The following is a 19,111-nucleotide window of genomic DNA, read 5'->3' on the forward strand; positions in this document are numbered from 1 at the left end:
TTATTTTGTAGAGTCTTTGCTTTAGTGCTTCTTGATTAAACAATTTTCTGGTTTTATTCAGATTTTTAATCTTAGTCTCTGTTTGGGATTTTGCAGAACTTTGGCATTCACAACCTAGTGCATTGGAATGTTTGACATTATTGCGGATTACAGAAGAAGCACTTACCAACGTCATCAAACATAGCTACGCCAAAAAAGTCATTGTTCGTTTGTATTTTTCTGATCTTAAAAAAATTATTTTAGAGATTGAAGATGATGGTATCGGCTTTAATGTCGGTGAAATGAATAGTTCAAATGTCAATATTGGTTTGCGTAGCATGAGAATTCGTCTTGAGCAAATTCATTCTGTCATGGATGTTCAGTCCAAGCGTGGTCAAACCATCATTAGAGTCATTCAGAGTTAATCATGATGAGTCTATAACTATAAAGGAGCTTCAAGCTCCTATATAGTTATTGCACGGTCGCAGTTAACTTGATTTGATTGTTATTTGAGACCAAGTCCATTTTCTGGATACTTAAGCCCATTTGAGAGAGTTGCATTAAGAAGTTTGCAAGAACAGCATAATTTTGATGTTCAGCGACAATTTGAATTTGCTCACCATTCTGCTGTGAAGAAACCGATAAGCCTTGTTGTTGTGCCGTACGTTGAATTTTATCTGCTGCTGATAGCTCCAGATCATTTGCAGGTTTCATTGTTACTGCATTACTTTGCATCCAAACCATTAAATCTTTTAATTCATTTAAACGTTTTTGCTGTTGCTCGGCCAAAGCATGCATTTTCCATAATGCAAAACCAATAATCACAACAACTAAAAAAACTGTTGTGAAAATTACCATCACGCGTTCACGTACAGATAAGCTCTGTAAATATTGATTTAAGGTTTCAATTTTTTGATCGAAACTATTTTGTAGACTTGTTAATGCTTTCATTATTTTACTTTTACCACCCCAATCGCACCAATCGAATCTGCTTGCACATTACCCAATTCAGCTTGGAAACCTTGTTGGTTTAATTGTTGAGTTAATCCTTGTAAGTCATCTGCAGATTTAGCTTTTAATGACATTGCTAAAGTCGAAGCATCATAATTGACTTGCTGAGCAATGATCTGTTTCTGCATTAAAATCGGTCCTACTCGACTCAACAGCGAAAGTGCTTGTGTATCACCCAGCTGACTCATTCGTAATTGACTTTCGAACTGACTTTTAATGTTTTGCTCAGTAACGCGACTATTTTCACCAAACCACAATTTATATTGATCTATCGCCTGAGCCGATGTCTGATCAGCCACTTTTTTTAGTTTAGACCAACGTAAAGCGTCATAACCCAATTGAACAAAAATGACGGCAACCAAAACCAATGCTGAAGCTTTCCAATAACCTGACCACTGAACTTCTGCATTCTTGGATTTTGGCAAAACATTAAATGGATGCTGTTTTGCCTTTGCCAAGGGCTGAAATTGGTAACTAAATTCAGTGTATTGATCTTGGGTTGAAGCAGCCATAACTGTTTCTAATTCAGTTGAACTAAGATTTGCCAGCTTATAATTCGTTTCAGGTGTTTGAAACTCAAGGAATAATCCCAAGTCATCCAATGAATTACCAGACCATTCCGATTCTCTTACCAATAAGTGATCATAGAGGTTTGCAATCACCACTTGGTTTTCTTCTGGCGTTGGCAAAATTAGAAAATCAGGTAAGAACGCTGCAATTTGAATTGGCAAAAGACTAAGCGCATGTTGCCATGTCTCAACTGTGGAATGAGCCACGCCCATCACACTAAGCTGATCATTTTGAAAATGATGAACCACCTTCATTTGATCGATTGGCAAAGTTACATATTCTTCTAATAAGTATTTAAGCCCTTCTTGCCCTAACTGCTTGTAGTGCATTTTTGTCATAGGCTGTTGCAAGATTTGCGCATTACGGCTTGGAAAATAGACCACTGCCTCTTTTCCATTATGCACTTGTAAGTCCTGAATCAACTGCTCAAGACTATTTGCCTGCAACCAATTTTCCCCTGCCGACCAATACCATGTTCCATTGGTTTCGGGCATCCATATATACAGCATCGGTGTTCAGTACCCTTATCCTATCGCGGATATATAAATTATAGTGTTGGTATAAAACGATTCTTTTGTGTTGATAAACCATTAGCAATCACAGCTTGATCATAAATACGTGCTTCTGCTAATGCAAACGGATTAAAATTCTCATGGGTCAATTGCTCTGCGATATGTGCCACAACATTCATATGACAGACCACAGCAATAGATTCATAGGGTAATTTAGATAACCATTCAATTGCATCTTTAGCATCATCATCAGGTTTAATTTTATCGCAAATTAAAACAGGAATGCCGTAAAAATGAGCTTTGATGTGTGCCAAAGTTTCTTGGGCACGTAATAGCGGACTAACAATAAAAATTTCAGGCTGAATGACATCTTTTAAAAAATGTCCTGTTTGCTCAGCTTGTTGATGTCCACGCACTGTTAATGGGCGTTGAGTATCATTACCATTGATTGCTGGAGATGCTTGACCGTGACGTACTAAAGTTAACTGCATATAACGACCTTATTATTTATACCTATATATTAACAATGATTGATGACAGTTTTCTGATTAAACTTCATGATGTGGTAAAACAAATTCTACATCACTACGATGACCATTTTTCATCAATGATAAAGCGATCGTCATTGGTGGCGCATTTTCAAAAATAACTTCATATAAGGCATTGGTAATCGGCATATAAACATCCAGTTCTTGTGCTTTAGCACGTACTTGGACAATGGTATTAATCCCTTCGGCTGTTTGACCTAACTCTTTGGTTGCTTGATCAAGTGTTTTGCCTGAACCGAGTGCAAAACCAATTTGATAATTGCGACTTAATGGACTATTACAAGTTGCGAATAAATCACCTACACCAGAAAGCCCTAAGAAAGTCAAAGGATTCGCACCCTGCTTGACTGCAAAACGGCTCATCTCAGCCAAAGCACGGGTCAAAATCATACTCTTGGTATTTTCACCAATGTTATAAGCTGCGCCCATTCCCATGGCAACTGCATAGATATTTTTTAATGCACCACCAAGTTCCACACCGTGTACATCATCACTACCAAAAACACGGAACAATGCGCTATGCAAAGCATGTTGTACCGCATAGCGAACCAATTCCGATTCACTTGCAATCACTGTTCCTGATGGCATGCCTGCCATAATTTCTTTTGCTAGATTAGGACCTGATAAAACACCATAAGGAACTTCTGGTAATTCTGCGCGAATAATTTCACTCATAAAACTAAAGGTTTTTGCTTCAATGCCTTTGGTTAATGAAACTACTGCTTGGGCTGTAATAAACGGCGCAATTTGTTTTAAAACATCACGAAATGAATGACTAGGAATTGCGACCAAAATAATATCTCGATCTCTTACTGCTAATTCTAAATCAGCAACAGCGCGCAAAGCTGGCTCTAATGGATAATCAGGTAAATAACGTTTATTAATATGTGTTTGATTAATTTCTTCTGCTACAGCCGCATCTCGAATCCAAATCATGGTATCGCAACCATTGCGTACAGCTAAATTTGCCATTGCTGTACCAAAACTTCCACCACCTAATACCGTAATTCTTAATGCTGTTTTTTGATCTACAGCCACAGGCTCAACTAAATCACTAAATTTTAACTCTGTCATTTTTTTTCCTGAAACCAATTTCTTTCTTTAATCATTCATCAATAAGATTAAACTTGTTGCCATATTTTTAAAAAATCTTGACTCTCTATTTCTGCACGAGGTGCAATCGTTTTAGCAGCTGTTCCAATATAAATAATACCAGAAATCAAATCTTGCTCTTTTAAGCCCAACTGTTGTTTAAGCCAATTGGATTCTACAACTGCACCAGAACGCCACATACTCGCAAAACCTTGTACTTGCAAAGACAATAAAAAGTTCTGAATGGCTGCACCCGTACTTAAAATTTGTTCAAAATGCGGGACTTTCGGATGATCCTGAATTGTCGTAAGTGCTAAAACCAAAAGTGGCGCGCGAAATGGATGATGCTTCACTCTTTCTAATTGTGCAGGGTCATTTTCGCCCATATCAGCTAAAGCATTTGCTAAAAACTCACCAAAAGCCGCTCGTTGCTCAGGTGTTACAACCACAAAACGGGTTGGTTTTAAACGATGATGATCGGGTGCAGTTAATGCTGCTTGTACCGCTTTTTCGAGTTGTTTTGTATTCGGTGCTGGCTCAATTAATTGCCCAATAGATTGACGTTGATGAATATTTTGATGAATTGTCTCTATATTTGAGTCCGTCATTGACATGAATCTAACTAACACAAGGATTTGTTTAGATTAGCATAATCTAACTGATTTCTACCACGTTTAATCCTTGCTTAATCATCAATTTGAGAAATTTAACAGAGTGCTACTACAAACTGTACATAACCTGCAAAAGCAATTAAAAATAATATGTTCAAATAATCCAATGAGGTAACTACTTGAGAACAAGCAATGAAAAAAACGTTAATCATGAGTTTATTAGGTGGCTTGATACTCGTGCTCACCGCCTGTGCATCAACACCGACCAACACCTTAGCGATTCAAAAAGAAAATAATCAATATGAAGTGACGGGAATTGGTAAAACCAATTTGATCGCTAAAAATAATGCCATTAGTGCCGCTCAAAAAACTTGCACCCGAAATACATCACCAGTCGTGGTTGATGAGAAAACTGCATATCAAGGCGTTTTAAAAGGTGTAGTCGATGAACAAACAGGCAAATTGGTGGAAGCTGCTGCGGGTGTACTTGGAACGATTACAGGTAAAAATGCATCATTAGCCAAAGATGATGACTATCAAACAACGCTTACTTTCTATTGCAAAGCAAATTCATAAATATAAAAAAGCCGATATTAATATCGGCTTTTTTATTACATTCAGCTTAGTGAGCTTCGCTCGCAGCCTCTTCTGAAGCTGGGCTTACTGCTTCAGCATTCTTCTTATCTTGTAATTCTGGCTTATCAATTGCGTTGATCGCAGCTTGTTGCTCTGGCGTAGTCGGTGCTGATACTTCTGAAGCTACTGGTTCTTGCTGTTCAACATTTTTTGCTTCTTCTTTCTTTCCACATGCAGTCAACATGATTGGAGCAATAATTAAAGCGGCAAGGGTTAATTTCATTTTCATCACGGCTTTCCACAGTTACTTGGTTAAGTTGATGACGATTATATTGCAAATATATGACATTTTAATGACACAATAAAAAGAGCCGATTGATATCGACTCTTTTTTTAATCACTTGTTATATAACAGAAGCTAAACCTGACTTAAGCACGCTCAAGTAACACAGCCACCGCAGGTAATGTTTTGCCTTCTACAAATTCTAAGAATGCACCACCACCCGTTGAAATATAACCGATTTGATCAGCTACTTCATATTTATCAATAGCTGCTAATGTATCACCACCACCTGCAATTGAAAAACCAGTAGATTCAGCAATTGCCAATGAAAGTGTCTTAGTCCCTTCACCAAATTGATCAACTTCAAATACGCCTACTGGACCATTCCAAAGAATCGTTTTTGATGTTTTTAAGATTTCTGCAAAAGCTTGTGCAGTTTCAGGACCAACATCTAAAATCATGTCAGTATCTGCAACATCTTCTACTTTCTTAACAACTGCTTGAGCATTTGCCAAAGAACCTAAGAAATCACTAAAGTCGATTTGAGTTGCATCAGCAACAACGACATCAGTTGGTAATGGAACACTTACTTTTGCAGCAATTTGTTTTGCAGTGTCAATTAAATCAGCTTCATAGAGAGATTTACCAACATTGAAACCAGCAGCAGCAAGGAATGTATTAGCAATGCCACCACCCACAATCAATTGATCACAAATGCTAGAAAGTGAATTTAATACATCAAGTTTTGTTGATACTTTAGAACCCGCAACAATTGCTACCATTGGTTTTTCAGGTGTTTGCATTGCTCGACCTAGCGCATCTAATTCAGCGGCTAATAACGGACCAGCAGCAGCAACTTTAGCAAAACGTGCTACGCCTTCTGTTGACGCTTCTGCACGGTGAGCAGTACCAAATGCATCCATAACGAATACATCACAAAGTGCTGCATATTTTTGTGCAAGCTCTTCTTTATTTTTCTTTTCGCCATGATTGAAACGTACATTTTCAAGTAATACCACTTGACCCGCTTCAACCTCAACGCCATCTAAATAATCATTAAATAATTTAACATCCTGACCCAAAGCAGTGCTTAAATAAGCTGCAACTGGTGCAAGTGATTGCTCTGGCTTTGGCTCACCCTCTACAGGACGACCAAGATGAGAAAATACCATTACCGCAGCGCCTTTATCTAACGCAGCTTTGATTGTTGGTAATGCAGCACGTAAACGTGCATCGCTGGTAATTTCCCCATTTTTTACAGGAACGTTTAAGTCTTCACGAATAAGAACACGTTTACCTGCTAAATCAAGGTCAGTCATGCGCTGAAAATTCATGGATGGCTCTCTAGTTGATTTTAAAAACGGCACAATTTTAAATGATTCTCTAAAATAAAGGTGAGTTTTTTTGCAGAAAAGCTGTCTAAAATTTCACTTTTGATTATCATAATCATCGTCATTAAATCTTTGTATTCTTATGTCTATTCATCCTGATCCAAAAATTAATCGTTTAAATGTTCTTGGCGAACCTTTATCTAGTTGTTGCTTTGACCCAATCACGGGCTATTTCCGTAATGGTTTTTGTCATACAGCGGTCACGGACTTAGGTCAGCACACCATGTGCGCGCAAATGACGTCAGATTTTTTAAATTTTTCACAAAAAGTTGGGAATGATTTAATTACACCTTTACCAGAAGTGGGTTTCCCTGGATTAAAACCAGGTGATTTTTGGTGTATTTGTGTCACACGTTGGGTTGAAGCATACGAAGCAGGTCATGCTCCACCGATTAAGTTGAATGCCTGCCATAACGCAGTTTTGCATTATGTGCCACTGAATATTCTCGTGGAATATGCGGTCTAATGAATCAATTTGAATTGATTTTGGCATCGAGCAGCCAAACTCGTAAAGACTTGATGGATCGTTTACGATTGGACTATCGTTGTATTTCACCTGATATTGATGAATCTGCAATGGGTGAATTACATGCCGATGATTTGGCTAAACGTCTGGCTTTTCAGAAAGCACGGGTTATTGCTGAACATAATCCCAATGCGATTGTCATTGGTTCTGATCAAGTCGCTTGGCGTGAACACGCACCATATGACTTCATTGGTAAGCCTTTAAGTGTTGAAAATGCTATTCAACAATTACAAGAAAACTCAGGGAAAATCGTGTTTTTTAGCACCGCTCTCAGTGTTCAGCACTTGCAATCTGGCTTTGAAACAACACTGGTTGAGCATTACCAAGTGAAATTTCGCCAATTGACACTAACTGAGATTGAGCGTTATATCGAGATTGATCAACCGTTACATTGCGCAGGCAGTTTTAAGTGTGAAAGCTTAGGGATTAGCTTATTTGAGAAAATGGTTGGTGATGATCAAACTACGTTGATGGGTCTACCCATGATTCAGTTATGCAAGATTTTACGTGCTTTCGAACTTAAGATTCCTTAGAAAACCTTATCTAAGCTTATTGAGATAAGGTATTTTTTCAGGTCATTGGAGGCTATTATTTACTATATGCAGCCTCATTACACCAGATCAAATTAAAACCAGCCTTTCCGCCCATTTAAGATTGCATCGGCACAACGTAGAGTTTCTTGACTCAAGCCCCACAAACGATAATCGCCTGTTGCAGAAGTGGTACTAAAATTATGCGTATAAGCGAAACTGAGTTCACGGTCAGGATCACACCATGCACCTGAACCATTAAAACCAACATGACCAAAACCATGTGGCGCACGTTTGCCCATTGTTAAAATACGGTGATAGCCTAAACGCCAATGCATTGGAATTGGCATCACTCGATCACGTGCTTTAGATTGTACGGTGCTTAACTGTTTAAACACTTCTGGACGAATCAATTGTTGACCTTTCCACTGCCCTTGATTGGCAAGCATTGCATAAACTTTAGCAAGACTATCTGCTGTAAACACCCCATTGGCGGCGGGAATCACGGCTTGTAGGCCTGCATCACTATAGAAGCTAAAACTACGCATGCCTTTTGGAATCATCGCATCTTGGAAATCTTGAGGGCTTTGTCCTGAAAGTTCTAAGAACTTTTCTGATAATGAGGCTTTGCGTGGTGAATCAGTTTTTTTAACTTGTGGCTTTGGTGCAGATGGTTTTTTAGGTTTTTCCAGTAAACGAGCAACCCGATCCAGTTCAGAAGCAGGCACACCAAAATAAGCACCATTCAACTCAAGTGGTTGCACCAGATAACGCTGCATTAACCAACTTAAAGGCTGTTTCGCTGCTTTTTCAATGACCCCACCTACGAGCCAACCATAGGTCAGCGGTTGATAAGCAAAACTTTGTCCTGCTGCAAAACGAGGTGTAGCAGCAGCCATTAGCTCTAACATATGCGACCAATCCAACATTTCCGTTGCTGTATCAATCAAATTGCGAATATCAAACAAACCACTTTGATGGGACAACACATGACGCAAGGTAATATTGGCTTTGCCATTTTGGGAAAACTCAGGCCAATAATGTGCAATTGGCGTATCGTAATCCAGTAAGCCTTCACTTACTAAAATATGTGCAAGCGTTGCTAAAATTCCTTTACCTGTCGAATAACACATCGACAAAGTATCTGCTTGCCAATCTTGATCTTGAGATTTTTTACCCGTGAAAATATCGACAACTTTATGACCTTGGAAATAAACCACCAACGCAGCACCACCCTGATGGCTTCGTGCATCTTGCAAACGGCTGAATTGGATTGCTAGATCAATAAAACGATGATCAACCTTGCCATGATAGTTATGCGTATCGGCAAATAAAATCTCTTTAATCAATGCACATGTCCTTATGATATTTATATTTTTTAGAATAACCCTCTTGCGAACAAAAGGGCTGACTCAACCATACGATTCAGTATTAAAGTGCTTTCACTGTTCCCGCAACATGCGGCTTTTTAGATTTAACGTTACGAATCAAGAAATCAGTTTGTTTTGATTCAGCAGCTGTTAAAAACTCAACAGTTGATGGTAAATACATCGGCAACTTGAACCAAACATCTGCTTCATAAGCAACTGGTAATTCAATACTCGCCAAAGCTTTTGCCTTACTCCACATGCCATGTGCAATCGCTTGTTTAAAACCAAATGCTTTGGCTGTGACTGCATGAATATGAATCAAGTTAAAATCACCTGAAATCAATGCGTAGCGGCGACCCGTATTCTCAGAAATATTCCATTCTGCTTTTGGCTGATATGCAGGCTCTTTAGATTCTTTCGATTTTTCAGAAGCTTTTTTCTCAGTTTTTTGACGTGATAAATAAGTCGTTAAACTTTCCATCACCACTTCACCACCCACTTTGGCAGTTGTAATGAAATCGAATTGTAAGCCTTTATCATGTGGCTGAAGTTCGCCAAATTTACATGACAACGTAATTTGCTCATTCACACCGATTTTACGAGTTTGTTTGATTTGGTTACGGATATGCACCAATCCTAAAATCGCAAATGGAAACGCTTCACTGGTCATCATATGCATTTGCAGACTTTGCGACAGTACTGCTAGATAAATTGCTGGTACAAAACCATCATTTTTAAAACCACAAATTTCGTTATAGCTTTCTAAGTGTTTTGCATCAATGTTAAGCGTATCTACCACATATTCAACTTGTGGTAATACTTTTTCACCTTTTGGCTTTTTAAAAATTAAACCTTGAATAACTTTTGGATAAGCTAAGTAAGGCTTTGGTAATTGACTAAAATGGCGTGTATTCATAATGAACCTTTCTATATTTTTATAAAAAAGGGATGCACAAGCACCCCCTCTTCAAAACTTTTAACGCTTAAGCGCCCAACAAGCTTTGACCGCATACGCGAACAACGTTGCCTGTCACACCTGTTGAACCAGTAGAAGCATACCAAGCAATTGCTTCAGCAACATCTACAGGTAAACCACCTTGGTTCATTGAGTTCATACGGCGACCAGCTTCACGAATCGCAAATGGAATCGCAGCAGTCATTTGAGTTTCAATGAAGCCTGGTGCAACCGCGTTGATCGTAATACCATTCTTCAATGTTGGTGCAGTAAATTTAACCAAACCAATTACGCCTGCTTTAGACACTGCATAGTTGGTTTGACCCAAGTTACCCGCGATACCACTGATTGATGATACACAAACGATACGACCATTTGCATTTAAACCATCATTAGAAAGTAAGTAATCGTTAACACGTTCAATTGCAGACAAGTTAATGTTGATGACTAGATCCCAAAGCTCTGGCTTCATGTTTGCCAAAGTTTTGTCACGAGTAATACCTGCATTGTGAACGATGACATCCAAACCGCCTTGTTTAGCCGCAGCAGTTTTGATTTTCTCGCCAGCGTCAGCAGCAGTAATATCGATTGCCAATACTGAACCGCCAATTGAACCCGCAACACGCTCAAGATCAGCTTGTTGTTGAGGAACATCTAAGCAAATCACATGTGCGCCATCACGTGCCAATACTTGTGCAATTGCTTCACCGATACCACGGCTTGCACCTGTTACGATTGCAGTTTTACCCGCAAGTGGCTTAGCCCAATCTAATTTCACTGTTTCTGCTTTAGAAATACGGATCACTTGACCAGATACATAAGCAGAACGTGGTGAAATTAAGAAACGTAAAGTAGACTCTAAGTTTGCTTCAGCACCTTGATCTACATAAACCACTTGAGCAGTGATACCCTTTTTGAATTCTTTACCAACAGACTTTACAAAACCTTCAAGCGCACGTTGAGCAATCGCTTGTTTTACGGTTTTAGCTGTTTCAGGTGTTGTACCAATTACAATTACACGACCAGAACTTGAGATTTGACGTGCGATTGGATTAAAGAAGTTATACAACGCTTTTAACTGTTCAGAATCTTGAATACCTGAAGCATCAAATACGACTGCTTTAAACTTAGATTCTTTATCATCTGCATTTAAAGGGCGAAGGTTTAAACCTACTTTTGCAGCAGTTTGTTGTAATTCAACATTATTGCCTACGTAGCTATCTGCATGGATATTGCTAAGAACTTGAGCAATAGCAGCAGAAATTGTGCTTGAAGGTGCTGCGCCAAGCAATACGGCACCATTTACAACAGGTTGGGCACTTTCAAAACGATCTAAGCTAACTGGTGATGGTAAACCTAAATTTTTTACAACAAATTTACCCAAAGGTGATTGTGTAAATGCTTGGTATTGATCGGTCATGATTATTATCTCTCATACAAATGAATTTTTACAAACATCTAAACCATGTCAGCAAAATAACATGAAACCAATGTTTGATTGACTCACAATAAATCATACTTGACTTCATGTCTGGATGTCTTGACCTGAATGTGGTCTAAAGCGTCATTCTAGTCAATACAGCAGTACTGGAAATATGCTATGGTTATAGTAAGAATATCGCAATTATGCTTGGAAAAGCCTTATGAGCAAAACAACTCAAGAAAATCCAGCAGTCGAGAATTCTGCTCAAGAGACTGTGTCAAATACATCAAAAGCAACTTCTACTCCAAGTAAAAGTGCTGACGCAACTCCTAAAGCAGCAAGTACGACAACTAAAACGACTCGTCCTCGTTCTACCAGTCGTAGTACAAAAAGCACTGCTTCTTCTACATCTACAAAAGCAGCAACAGCTAAAACAACCAAACCTTCTGTTCAACAGGATAAAAGCATGAGCCAAAACACTGTTCGCCGTGTTGCCATTATTGGCGGTAACCGTATTCCATTCGCTCGTTCAAACGGCGCATATTTCACTGCCTCAAACATGGATATGTTCACCGCAGCATTAAACGGCTTAGTGGGGCGTTTTAACCTACAAGGCCAACGTTTAGGTGAAGTGGTTGCAGGTGCGGTATTAAAACACAGCCGTGACTTCAACATGACTCGTGAGTGTGTTTTAAATACTCAGCTTGCACCAGAAACTCCAGCTTATGACATTCAACAGGCATGTGGTACTGGCTTACAGGCAGCTTTCCTTGTTGCAAACAAAATTGCTTTGGGTCAAATCGAAGTGGGTATTGCAGGTGGTGTTGATACCACATCTGATGCACCGATTGCATTGGGTGACGGTTTACGTAAAGCTTTGCTTGAGCTGAACATCGCTAAAACAGGTAAAGACCGCCTGAAAGCATTGAAAAAAATCAATGTTAAAGATTTGATGGATGCACCGAAAAATGGTGAGCCACGTACAGGTCTTTCAATGGGGGATCACCAAGCAATCACTGCTCTTGAATGGGGTATTACTCGTGAAGATCAAGATGCTTTAGCTGCTTCTTCTCACCAAAAAATGGCGAAAGCATACGAAGAAGGTTTCTTCGATGACTTAATCACACCGTTCTTAGGTTTAAGCCGTGACAACAACTTACGTGCTGACTCAACTGCTGAGAAATTAGCAAAATTAAAACCAGTATTTGGTAAAGGCGAAGCTGCAACAATGACAGCGGGTAACTCTACTCCACTTACTGACGGTGCTTCATGCGTACTTTTAGCTTCTGAAGAGTGGGCTAAAGCAAATGGTCACGAAGTTCTTGCTTACTTGACGTTCACTGAAACTGCTGCGGTTGATTTCGTTGGTAAAAAAGAAGGCTTATTGATGGCTCCTGCTTATGCAGTTCCACGTATGCTTGAGCGTGCTGGCCTTAAACTTCAAGACTTCGACTACTACGAAATCCATGAAGCGTTTGCATCACAAGTACTTTCTACTTTGAAAGCTTGGGAAGATGAGAAGTTCTGTAAAGAGCGTTTAGGCTTAGATGCACCTTTAGGTTCAATTGATCGTAGCAAGTTAAACGTTAAAGGTTCTTCTTTAGCTGCTGGTCACCCATTCGCTGCTACTGGTGGTCGTATCATCGCGACTGCTGCGAAAATCTTAAACCAAAAAGGTTCAGGTCGTATCTTAGTTTCGATCTGTGCTGCTGGTGGTCAAGGTGTAACTGCTATTATTGAAAAATAATTGCTAGATTACCCACAAAAAAGCTGAATCATCTGATTCAGCTTTTTTTATACTACTATTCATAAGGACATATTGGCTTATCTTGGTCTTTGAAATTTCACATAATAATCATTCAAAATTTTGATCATTTCTTTGAACTCTTTGAGATTTTCTTCTGTATTCCCCAAACGTTCTACAAAACGTTGCGAATGAATTTCTAAATCAATTTTTTCATTAATTTGTGGTGCAATCCTAAACAGTTTCTCTAGATCATCAAATCGATCTAATTTTCGATTTGAGAAATATTCCAGACGAAATCCTAACTCATTCAAAACGATGCCCCTATAAATTGCACCGCGACTATCAAAAACCAAGTCATTTTCTTTGAGGAATAACTGTTCAGGTGTTTCCTTTGAACTTTTGAATAGGTTCGTTAGTTGGCTTAACATTTTGGAATTGATCATATGGCTATTTCGAGCCTATTAAACCGCTAAACCAATCATTAAAGCAACTGCTAGACTCCATATATAAAAAAAGCATCTTCTAAAAGATGCTTTTTTACAATTTATTCTATTATCCGTACTGCTTCTTGAGGTACTCAACAATTTTAGCTGACTCAAACATTTTCACGCCTGTGTTCGGATCAACCAAATACGGAACCTGAATATCTCGTCCCATCACTTCAACAGTCTTTTCACGCTTACCATTTGGTAGTGGAATATATTTTCCTGGTTTTAAACGCAAAATCGCAGGACCCATATCTTGCCAACGTTCTTTCGCAACATTATGCAAAATATACGGAATTTCCAATTCAGTCAGAACTTCACGAACCAATCGTGTATAGGGACTTCCTTCAAAACTCCACAATTCAAGTAATTGTTCTGGTGCTGCTCGATTAACAATTTTCTTGTTAATCCATACACCACGTGCTGCATTTGCAACAGTAGCCAAAGTCGATACATACGGCAATTTAGGATAATGACTATATTTCTTTGGAGTTTGTCCCGTTTTTCCATAATGCTTAAATAAATGATGAATAATGTCTTGTGATTCGTATAACTGATCACCTGTATTTTCATCAATTAAAAATGGAAACTGCTTTTTCCCACCTTTTTGCTTTACGATTTGACGGTATTTTTCACCACCTTTCGGACATGGATAGATTTCAACATCCAAATTCAGAAGCGTAATAACTTCACGAACACGTCGGCAAAATGGTGAACCTTCAAATTCATATAGCTTGATTGGTTTTTCAGGCTGATTCGGAAATGGTGTTCCTGACACACCACGCCCACCTTCGATAAGTGTTGCAGCTACTGATTGTAAAACTTTAAACTGATGGCTCACCATTTTAAGCATACTGTTATCCTTTTAGCAGTCGACTAGTTTTTCTTTGGCAATCACAATTCCGTTATTATCTGCATAGATATAATCGCCAGAATTAATGGTCACACCACCAAAATACAATGTGATGTCTACTTCACCTATGCCTTTACGATTACTTTTTTGCGGCATTGCAGCCAATGCATGCACACCCAAGTCTAATTCCGCAATTGCATCCACATCACGTACACAGCCATAAATCACCACGCCATTCCATTGGTTCTTCACCGCTGATTCAGCAATCAAGTCACCCATCAGGGCGCAACGCATAGAAGCGCCACCATCTACAACCAGCACCTTACCTGCACCATCAGTTGCCAATAGCTCTTTTACTCGTGAGTTATCTTCAAAACACTTGACTGTTACAACCTGCCCACCAAAGGTTTTACGCGCACCATAACTTTTAAAAAATTTACCGTCCAATGATGGTGTTACGACCTGTAAATCTTTCTCAGGATTATCATCTAACAAGTCGCAAGTTACAAAAGGAATCGTAGTCACTGAAAAATCTCCATTATTGGGTTTGTTGTATACTCAAATTATCGTACAGCTTGAATGCTGCTGTCTGAGTTTGAGCTGCATTTAGCATAGTATGCGCCAATTGTTCTGCGGTTACAGGCTTATATTTAAACGGCTTGGTCCAAGTTTTTTCGACCAATTTAAATAACGTTTGTGCCACATCTTCTAAAACTCGTACTTCACTACGCTTACCAATTAAGAGTGAAGGTTGAAAAATTGAGAGCTTATACATCGACAAGCTTTTTAAGTAGTTTTCCAACTCACCTTTAACTTTATTCTTTGTACACGACAAAAAAAGACAACTCATTGAAATAATGGCATAATACTTGTTTTCTGACGACGAATATGATGACACATTTCAATGAGTTACATCTCATCTTAAACAAATATCTAAAGTGGAACAAGTCACGTGTAAAATGTTTTACACTGATTATGCTTGCATTAATTGTAAAACAGACATGTAATCTTTCTTCTGCATCTAAAGCCTTACCCATCAAGTGCTTACCACAATCATTTTATCGACGTATACAACGCTTCTTTGCAGATCAGTACTTCGATTATCGTCAAATTTCTCAGTTAATTTTCAATATATTTTCATTCGATAAAGTCCAATTAACTTTGGATAGAACCAACTGGAAATGGGGAAAACGAGATATCAATATCTTGATGTTAGCCATCGTCTATCGTGGAATAGCGATACCTATAGTAAAACCGCTTAATTACCCATACACTCGTTAAAGAAACGACTAAAAAGCTTATCTATTGAGTTAACCAACCATTTTTTCCTTTTTGCTTTAACCCATGCCCACATTTTTTCAATAGGATTAAGGTCAGGACTATAAGGTGGTAACCAAAGTATTTGATGCCCATGTTGGGCTAATAGATCTTGTATATCTTGTCGTTTATGGAAGGCTGCATTGTCCATGACAATTACACTATTCGAGGGTAATTCTGGTAATAAAAACTTATCTACCCAAAAATGAAATACATCCGAATTTACTTTGCTATCAAATAAACCCACTGCAAATAACTTACCCTCATGGATTGCTCCTATTGCATTAGTTTGATTTTTTAATTGCCAATTATATGTTCCATAACAAGGAGTTCCCTGTTTTGAATAACCATGAGGTCTATGTTCATGAGATTTAAATCCACTTTCATCAAGATAGATAATCTGGTGTTGATACCTTAATCGGTTTAAATCTTTTAAATACTGTTCTCTGAGTTCTGTTTTTGCTTTCGGGTGCCGTAAGGTCTTTTTTTAACTGTGATATTTAGACGCTTGAGCGCATCTCCAATTGTAGAAGTACCACAACCAAAACGAGCAGCGCGTTCATATTGATAATCATCAGGATATTGCTCAACATCTGCACGTAAGGCATCATCATCAACTTTAGATGGTTTTCTTGGTCGAGTTCTTTTTATTTCGATTCGCTTTTTCCATTCGACAATTGTATTTTTATTAATTTCGAAGTGCTGAGCAACCGCTCGGATAGATTGACCTTCTTCAAGCTTGGCTAATATTTTCTTTCTAAAATGTATTGGATAACTCATATTGGTATTGTATTGGTTTTTTGACGTGTTGACTATATTGTTTGGACATTGCTCAATAAACGTGGAAATTCAGATACAAAAGAGCGTATTGCTTTGATTCAACGCTTTATCTCCATTTTTGGTAAAGACCGTATTGTGAATGTGTTTGCAGATAGAGAATTTATCGGTGAGAAATGGTTTACATGGTTAATTGAAAATGACATTAACTTCTGTATACGTGTTAAAAAAACTTTATTGTGACCAATCACTTAGCTAAGAATCATAAAATTAGTGATTTATTTCGTCATCTTCAAGTTGGTCAAACAGAATGTCGTAAACGACGTATTTGGGTTGGTCGAGTGAAACTGTATATTAGTGCGTTACGATTAGAAGATGGAGAACTTTTACTTGTTGTTTCTCCTAGGTTTAATGCTTCTGCTATTCGTGATTATGCATTACGCTGGGAAATCGAAACCTTATTTAGTTGTCTCAAAGGACGTGGATTCAATCTTGAAAATACTCGTTTAACAGACCCTAGACGAGTCAAGAAATTGATAGCAGTGCTAGCCATCGGTTTCTGTTGGTGCTATTTAACAGGTGAATGGCAACATGATCGAAAAAAAGCGATAAAAATAAAGAAGCATGGACGACTTTCAGTCAGTTTATTTCGATACGGTTTAGACTATGTTCAGATGGCTATTCTACGTTTGATTGGTTTTGGAAAAAAAGAAGAATTTAAGAAAGTGCTCGCAATTTTAAGAAAGAAAAAGCCTGATAGGACAAGGGCTCTATGAAATTTGTCGTGTACAGAGAACTTTATTATAGAAAACTGGTGAATTAGCATTCGCCCCTAAAGCACTGACCACCAATAAATGAATATTTTTATCTTGGATTAAATCAGCAAAATGAGCGTTAATTTCATAGTCAATTGCGTAAAATGCTTGTTTCGATCCAGCTTGTTTAATCGTGCTACCTAAGCAACTAAATGCATGGGTATAAGTACTTACATCTTCATCATTCAAAAGCAAAAAATCTTCTAGAATAAGCTGATTTACTTTGCTATAAGATTTTAATTTATCTGAATTTTTCCTTACTACAACAGTCACATAACTAAAATCATTTGACTGTTCCAATTCAGCCACTAGCGCTTCACCCACTAGCCCTGTAGCACCAATAACAATTGCCTTTTTATCACCTATTCTCATTTTTATTTATTCCGACTCATAACTAAGCCTAATGTAACGTTTTCTTGCAAGATTATCACCTGTTAAATGTACTTAAAAGTATCACAAGGCTTGACTTCGGGGCTTAGTTTCCTCAAAATATGGCACTTGTTTACGGGCTGGTGAATGTTGCCAATATTTTTTGGTTTTAACTTCAGCCCGCCCAGACCAACTTATTTTCAAGGAGTGCACGAGTGGCAAACTCTGCTCAAGCTAAAAAACGTGCTCGTCAAAACGTTAAAGCACGTAAACACAACGCAAGCTTGCGTTCTATGGTTCGTACTTACATCAAACGTACTGTAAATGCGATCGCTGCTGGTGACTATGCTGTTGCTTCAGAAGCTTATAAAACAGCTGTACCTGTAATCGACCGTATGGCTGACAAAGGCATCATCCACAAAAATAAAGCTGCTCGTCACAAGAGCCGCTTAAACGCTCAAATTAAAGCATTAGCTAACTAATTTGATGCATGTAAAAAAGCCCGATTTTCGGGCTTTTTTATTGTCTTCAACTTAATGCAACGTTAGTAGTTTTTTTAATTTTAAAAGTGCACAATTAAATCATACTTTTCAAAAATCTTATTTATTCTGAAAATCTTTAATAACCAATTCATGCTTTTGACCACGCCAAATCCATTTTAACTTGCTATTTGCAAAATCCTCACCCTCAAACCAAACAAATAATCCCTCCATCATATCTGGCCAGTCTGATTGTTGAATTTCTGTTTGACCTGAAATGACAGCTACAATTGCAGCCAAAATAGTGTCATGACTAACAGCAATACTTAAACCATTTTGATGTGTTGGATGTGTGTGATAAAGCAACTCAAGTACATCAAATACACCTGTAATAGGGTGTTTCATGCCAGGCAAAACATTATTCACAAAACTGTTGATAAACCCCAATGCACCTTGTTTACGAAAATATGGTGCAGCTTGTTGAATGTCTAATACAAAACTACCTGGCTCAACCAATAATCGCTGTTCAACAATCTCTATCGTATGAGTGTTTTCACCCTTACGTAACTGATCAGCACCTTCAATCATTAAAGCCGCCGTATCAACACATCGTTGGATAGGACTAGAAATACAGTGATGTATAGCTCGATCAGTATTTTGTATGAGATATTGCCCCCAAGCATATGCAAGCTCTCGCCCTTGCTCAGTCAACTGCAAATCATAACCAGCAAAACCCTGTCCATTGACAAGTTCTCGCAATGAATGACGTGTAAATAAGGTGACTGGCGTTGAAGTGTCTGGCAATAAATCCACAGCTTCAAACATACTTTTAGGCAATAAATGTAGCGCCATAATATTTATGTAATATAAAAATTTAACCCACTATAACATG

21 protein-coding genes and 5 pseudogenes are annotated in these 19,111 nt (G+C 38.3%); 8 read left to right on the forward strand and 18 right to left on the reverse strand.

Annotated elements, in window-relative coordinates; translation table 11 throughout:
• Positions 1-131 precede the first annotated feature (131 nt).
• The gene (locus F908_RS09005; protein WP_005160705.1) at positions 132-404 is read left to right on the forward strand and encodes a sensor histidine kinase; all 273 of its coding nucleotides are present in this window, start codon (positions 132-134) and stop codon (positions 402-404) included.
• Positions 405-450: 46 nt separating this feature from the next.
• Here the strand turns inward: F908_RS09005 and gspM are convergent, their stop codons facing one another.
• Genes gspM through F908_RS09030 form a run of 5 tightly spaced genes read right to left on the reverse strand, consistent with a single transcriptional unit; the run spans position 451 to position 4,320 of the window.
• A complete protein-coding gene (gene gspM, locus F908_RS09010; protein WP_005160707.1) occupies positions 451-930 on the reverse strand; it encodes a type II secretion system protein GspM in 480 nt (159 codons plus the stop codon).
• The gene (gene gspL, locus F908_RS09015) at positions 930-2,069 is read right to left on the reverse strand and encodes a type II secretion system protein GspL (RefSeq protein WP_005160709.1); all 1,140 of its coding nucleotides are present in this window, start codon (positions 2,067-2,069) and stop codon (positions 930-932) included. The genes gspM and gspL overlap by 1 nt, the downstream gene beginning before the upstream one ends.
• A 38-nt stretch (positions 2,070-2,107) precedes the next feature.
• Entirely contained in the window at positions 2,108-2,563 is a 456-nt protein-coding gene (locus F908_RS09020; RefSeq protein ID WP_005160718.1) for a SixA phosphatase family protein, read from the reverse strand.
• Between the two features lie 57 nt (positions 2,564-2,620).
• Positions 2,621-3,694 (reverse strand): NAD(P)H-dependent glycerol-3-phosphate dehydrogenase, encoded by a 1,074-nt coding sequence (locus F908_RS09025; RefSeq protein WP_004661512.1) that lies wholly within the window; start codon positions 3,692-3,694, stop codon positions 2,621-2,623.
• Between the two features lie 47 nt (positions 3,695-3,741).
• Entirely contained in the window at positions 3,742-4,320 is a 579-nt protein-coding gene (locus F908_RS09030) for a nitroreductase family protein (protein ID WP_034602709.1), read from the reverse strand.
• A gap of 195 nt (positions 4,321-4,515) precedes the next feature.
• On the opposite strand from F908_RS09030, the gene F908_RS09035 reads away from it, so the two are divergent.
• Positions 4,516-4,899: a hypothetical protein gene (locus F908_RS09035; protein WP_005160731.1), complete on the forward strand. Its 384-nt coding sequence runs from the start codon at positions 4,516-4,518 to the stop codon at positions 4,897-4,899.
• Between the two features lie 46 nt (positions 4,900-4,945).
• Here the strand turns inward: F908_RS09035 and F908_RS09040 are convergent, their stop codons facing one another.
• Complete coding sequence (locus F908_RS09040; protein ID WP_005160734.1) at positions 4,946-5,188, reverse strand: hypothetical protein; 243 nt, start codon at positions 5,186-5,188, stop codon at positions 4,946-4,948.
• Between the two features lie 140 nt (positions 5,189-5,328).
• Positions 5,329-6,516, reverse strand: a complete 1,188-nt coding sequence (locus tag F908_RS09045; RefSeq protein WP_005160737.1) for a phosphoglycerate kinase — start codon at positions 6,514-6,516, stop codon at positions 5,329-5,331.
• Positions 6,517-6,655: 139 nt separating this feature from the next.
• Between F908_RS09045 and F908_RS09050 the strand changes: the two genes are divergently transcribed.
• Together F908_RS09050 and F908_RS09055 are read left to right on the forward strand one after the other, a co-directional pair.
• Entirely contained in the window at positions 6,656-7,039 is a 384-nt protein-coding gene (locus F908_RS09050; protein WP_004680899.1) for a DUF2237 family protein, read from the forward strand.
• Entirely contained in the window at positions 7,039-7,632 is a 594-nt protein-coding gene (locus F908_RS09055; RefSeq protein WP_005160740.1) for a Maf family protein, read from the forward strand. Before F908_RS09050 ends, F908_RS09055 begins: the two co-directional genes overlap by 1 nt.
• A 92-nt stretch (positions 7,633-7,724) precedes the next feature.
• Here the strand turns inward: F908_RS09055 and F908_RS09060 are convergent, their stop codons facing one another.
• The 3 genes from F908_RS09060 to F908_RS09070 all read right to left on the reverse strand — a co-directional run bounded on the left by F908_RS09060 (position 7,725) and on the right by F908_RS09070 (position 11,374).
• Positions 7,725-8,978 (reverse strand): serine hydrolase domain-containing protein, encoded by a 1,254-nt coding sequence (locus F908_RS09060; RefSeq protein ID WP_005160742.1) that lies wholly within the window; start codon positions 8,976-8,978, stop codon positions 7,725-7,727.
• Positions 8,979-9,060: 82 nt separating this feature from the next.
• Positions 9,061-9,915, reverse strand: coding sequence for a MaoC family dehydratase (locus tag F908_RS09065; protein WP_005160746.1), 855 nt, complete (start codon positions 9,913-9,915; stop codon positions 9,061-9,063).
• A 67-nt stretch (positions 9,916-9,982) separates the two neighbouring features.
• Positions 9,983-11,374, reverse strand: coding sequence for a 3-oxoacyl-ACP reductase (locus tag F908_RS09070; RefSeq protein WP_005160749.1), 1,392 nt, complete (start codon positions 11,372-11,374; stop codon positions 9,983-9,985).
• A gap of 223 nt (positions 11,375-11,597) precedes the next feature.
• Between F908_RS09070 and F908_RS09075 the strand changes: the two genes are divergently transcribed.
• Positions 11,598-13,124, forward strand: a complete 1,527-nt coding sequence (locus tag F908_RS09075) for an acetyl-CoA C-acetyltransferase (RefSeq protein WP_005160752.1) — start codon at positions 11,598-11,600, stop codon at positions 13,122-13,124.
• A gap of 77 nt (positions 13,125-13,201) precedes the next feature.
• On the opposite strand, the gene F908_RS09080 is transcribed toward F908_RS09075, so the two are convergent.
• The 4 genes and pseudogenes from F908_RS09080 to F908_RS09095 all read right to left on the reverse strand — a co-directional run.
• On the reverse strand, positions 13,202-13,552 hold the full coding sequence (locus tag F908_RS09080) for a hypothetical protein (RefSeq protein WP_005160754.1): 351 nt from the start codon (positions 13,550-13,552) through the stop codon (positions 13,202-13,204).
• 124 nt (positions 13,553-13,676) lie between these two features.
• On the reverse strand, positions 13,677-14,462 hold the full coding sequence (locus F908_RS09085) for a glutathione S-transferase N-terminal domain-containing protein (protein ID WP_005160757.1): 786 nt from the start codon (positions 14,460-14,462) through the stop codon (positions 13,677-13,679).
• 12 nt (positions 14,463-14,474) lie between these two features.
• Entirely contained in the window at positions 14,475-14,987 is a 513-nt protein-coding gene (rraA, locus tag F908_RS09090) for a ribonuclease E activity regulator RraA (protein ID WP_005160760.1), read from the reverse strand.
• 13 nt (positions 14,988-15,000) lie between these two features.
• Positions 15,001-15,282, reverse strand: a pseudogene (locus tag F908_RS09095) (nucleoside-diphosphate sugar epimerase); the annotation flags it as partial.
• Between the two features lie 71 nt (positions 15,283-15,353).
• Between F908_RS09095 and F908_RS09100 the strand changes: the two are divergent.
• Positions 15,354-15,713: pseudogene (locus F908_RS09100) on the forward strand (IS4 family transposase); the annotation flags it as partial.
• Between the two features lie 7 nt (positions 15,714-15,720).
• Here the strand turns inward: F908_RS09100 and F908_RS16100 are convergent.
• Together F908_RS16100 and F908_RS09110 are read right to left on the reverse strand one after the other, a co-directional pair.
• Positions 15,721-16,194, reverse strand: a pseudogene (locus tag F908_RS16100) (IS630 family transposase); the annotation flags it as partial.
• A gap of 17 nt (positions 16,195-16,211) precedes the next feature.
• Positions 16,212-16,559, reverse strand: coding sequence for an IS630 transposase-related protein (locus F908_RS09110; RefSeq protein WP_005156618.1), 348 nt, complete (start codon positions 16,557-16,559; stop codon positions 16,212-16,214).
• A gap of 36 nt (positions 16,560-16,595) precedes the next feature.
• Here F908_RS09110 and F908_RS09120 point away from each other — a divergent pair.
• Positions 16,596-17,332 (forward strand): annotated as a pseudogene (locus F908_RS09120) (IS4-like element ISAba33 family transposase); the annotation flags it as partial.
• An 18-nt stretch (positions 17,333-17,350) separates the two neighbouring features.
• On the opposite strand, the pseudogene F908_RS09125 reads toward F908_RS09120, so the two are convergent.
• Positions 17,351-17,743 (reverse strand): annotated as a pseudogene (locus F908_RS09125) (NAD-dependent epimerase/dehydratase family protein); the annotation flags it as partial.
• 212 nt (positions 17,744-17,955) lie between these two features.
• Between F908_RS09125 and rpsT the strand changes: the two are divergent.
• Positions 17,956-18,222 (forward strand): 30S ribosomal protein S20, encoded by a 267-nt coding sequence (gene rpsT / locus F908_RS09130; RefSeq protein ID WP_004639414.1) that lies wholly within the window; start codon positions 17,956-17,958, stop codon positions 18,220-18,222.
• Positions 18,223-18,339: 117 nt separating this feature from the next.
• Here the strand turns inward: rpsT and F908_RS09135 are convergent, their stop codons facing one another.
• Positions 18,340-19,071: a histidine phosphatase family protein gene (locus tag F908_RS09135; RefSeq protein WP_005160777.1), complete on the reverse strand. Its 732-nt coding sequence runs from the start codon at positions 19,069-19,071 to the stop codon at positions 18,340-18,342.
• Positions 19,072-19,111 lie beyond the last annotated feature (40 nt).

This window comes from Acinetobacter sp. NIPH 284 (assembly GCF_000369425.1).
In the GTDB taxonomy this organism is placed as follows: domain Bacteria; phylum Pseudomonadota; class Gammaproteobacteria; order Pseudomonadales; family Moraxellaceae; genus Acinetobacter.

What these genes read in the sequence shown, in the direction of transcription:
- gspM (WP_005160707.1), bottom strand. Translation starts at nt 930, where the DNA reads ATGAAAGCATTAACAAGTCTACAAAATAGTTTCGATCAAAAAATTGAA.
- gspL (WP_005160709.1), bottom strand. Translation starts at nt 2,069, where the DNA reads ATGCTGTATATATGGATGCCCGAAACCAATGGAACATGGTATTGGTCG.
- F908_RS09020 (WP_005160718.1), bottom strand. Translation starts at nt 2,563, where the DNA reads ATGCAGTTAACTTTAGTACGTCACGGTCAAGCATCTCCAGCAATCAAT.
- F908_RS09025 (WP_004661512.1), bottom strand. Translation starts at nt 3,694, where the DNA reads ATGACAGAGTTAAAATTTAGTGATTTAGTTGAGCCTGTGGCTGTAGAT.
- F908_RS09030 (WP_034602709.1), bottom strand. Translation starts at nt 4,320, where the DNA reads ATGACGGACTCAAATATAGAGACAATTCATCAAAATATTCATCAACGT.
- F908_RS09035 (WP_005160731.1), top strand. Translation starts at nt 4,516, where the DNA reads ATGAAAAAAACGTTAATCATGAGTTTATTAGGTGGCTTGATACTCGTG.
- F908_RS09040 (WP_005160734.1), bottom strand. Translation starts at nt 5,188, where the DNA reads ATGAAAATGAAATTAACCCTTGCCGCTTTAATTATTGCTCCAATCATG.
- F908_RS09045 (WP_005160737.1), bottom strand. Translation starts at nt 6,516, where the DNA reads ATGAATTTTCAGCGCATGACTGACCTTGATTTAGCAGGTAAACGTGTT.
- F908_RS09050 (WP_004680899.1), top strand. Translation starts at nt 6,656, where the DNA reads ATGTCTATTCATCCTGATCCAAAAATTAATCGTTTAAATGTTCTTGGC.
- F908_RS09055 (WP_005160740.1), top strand. Translation starts at nt 7,039, where the DNA reads ATGAATCAATTTGAATTGATTTTGGCATCGAGCAGCCAAACTCGTAAA.
- F908_RS09065 (WP_005160746.1), bottom strand. Translation starts at nt 9,915, where the DNA reads ATGAATACACGCCATTTTAGTCAATTACCAAAGCCTTACTTAGCTTAT.
- F908_RS09070 (WP_005160749.1), bottom strand. Translation starts at nt 11,374, where the DNA reads ATGACCGATCAATACCAAGCATTTACACAATCACCTTTGGGTAAATTT.
- F908_RS09075 (WP_005160752.1), top strand. Translation starts at nt 11,598, where the DNA reads ATGAGCAAAACAACTCAAGAAAATCCAGCAGTCGAGAATTCTGCTCAA.
- F908_RS09080 (WP_005160754.1), bottom strand. Translation starts at nt 13,552, where the DNA reads ATGTTAAGCCAACTAACGAACCTATTCAAAAGTTCAAAGGAAACACCT.
- F908_RS09085 (WP_005160757.1), bottom strand. Translation starts at nt 14,462, where the DNA reads ATGCTTAAAATGGTGAGCCATCAGTTTAAAGTTTTACAATCAGTAGCT.
- F908_RS09110 (WP_005156618.1), bottom strand. Translation starts at nt 16,559, where the DNA reads ATGAGTTATCCAATACATTTTAGAAAGAAAATATTAGCCAAGCTTGAA.
- F908_RS09135 (WP_005160777.1), bottom strand. Translation starts at nt 19,071, where the DNA reads ATGGCGCTACATTTATTGCCTAAAAGTATGTTTGAAGCTGTGGATTTA.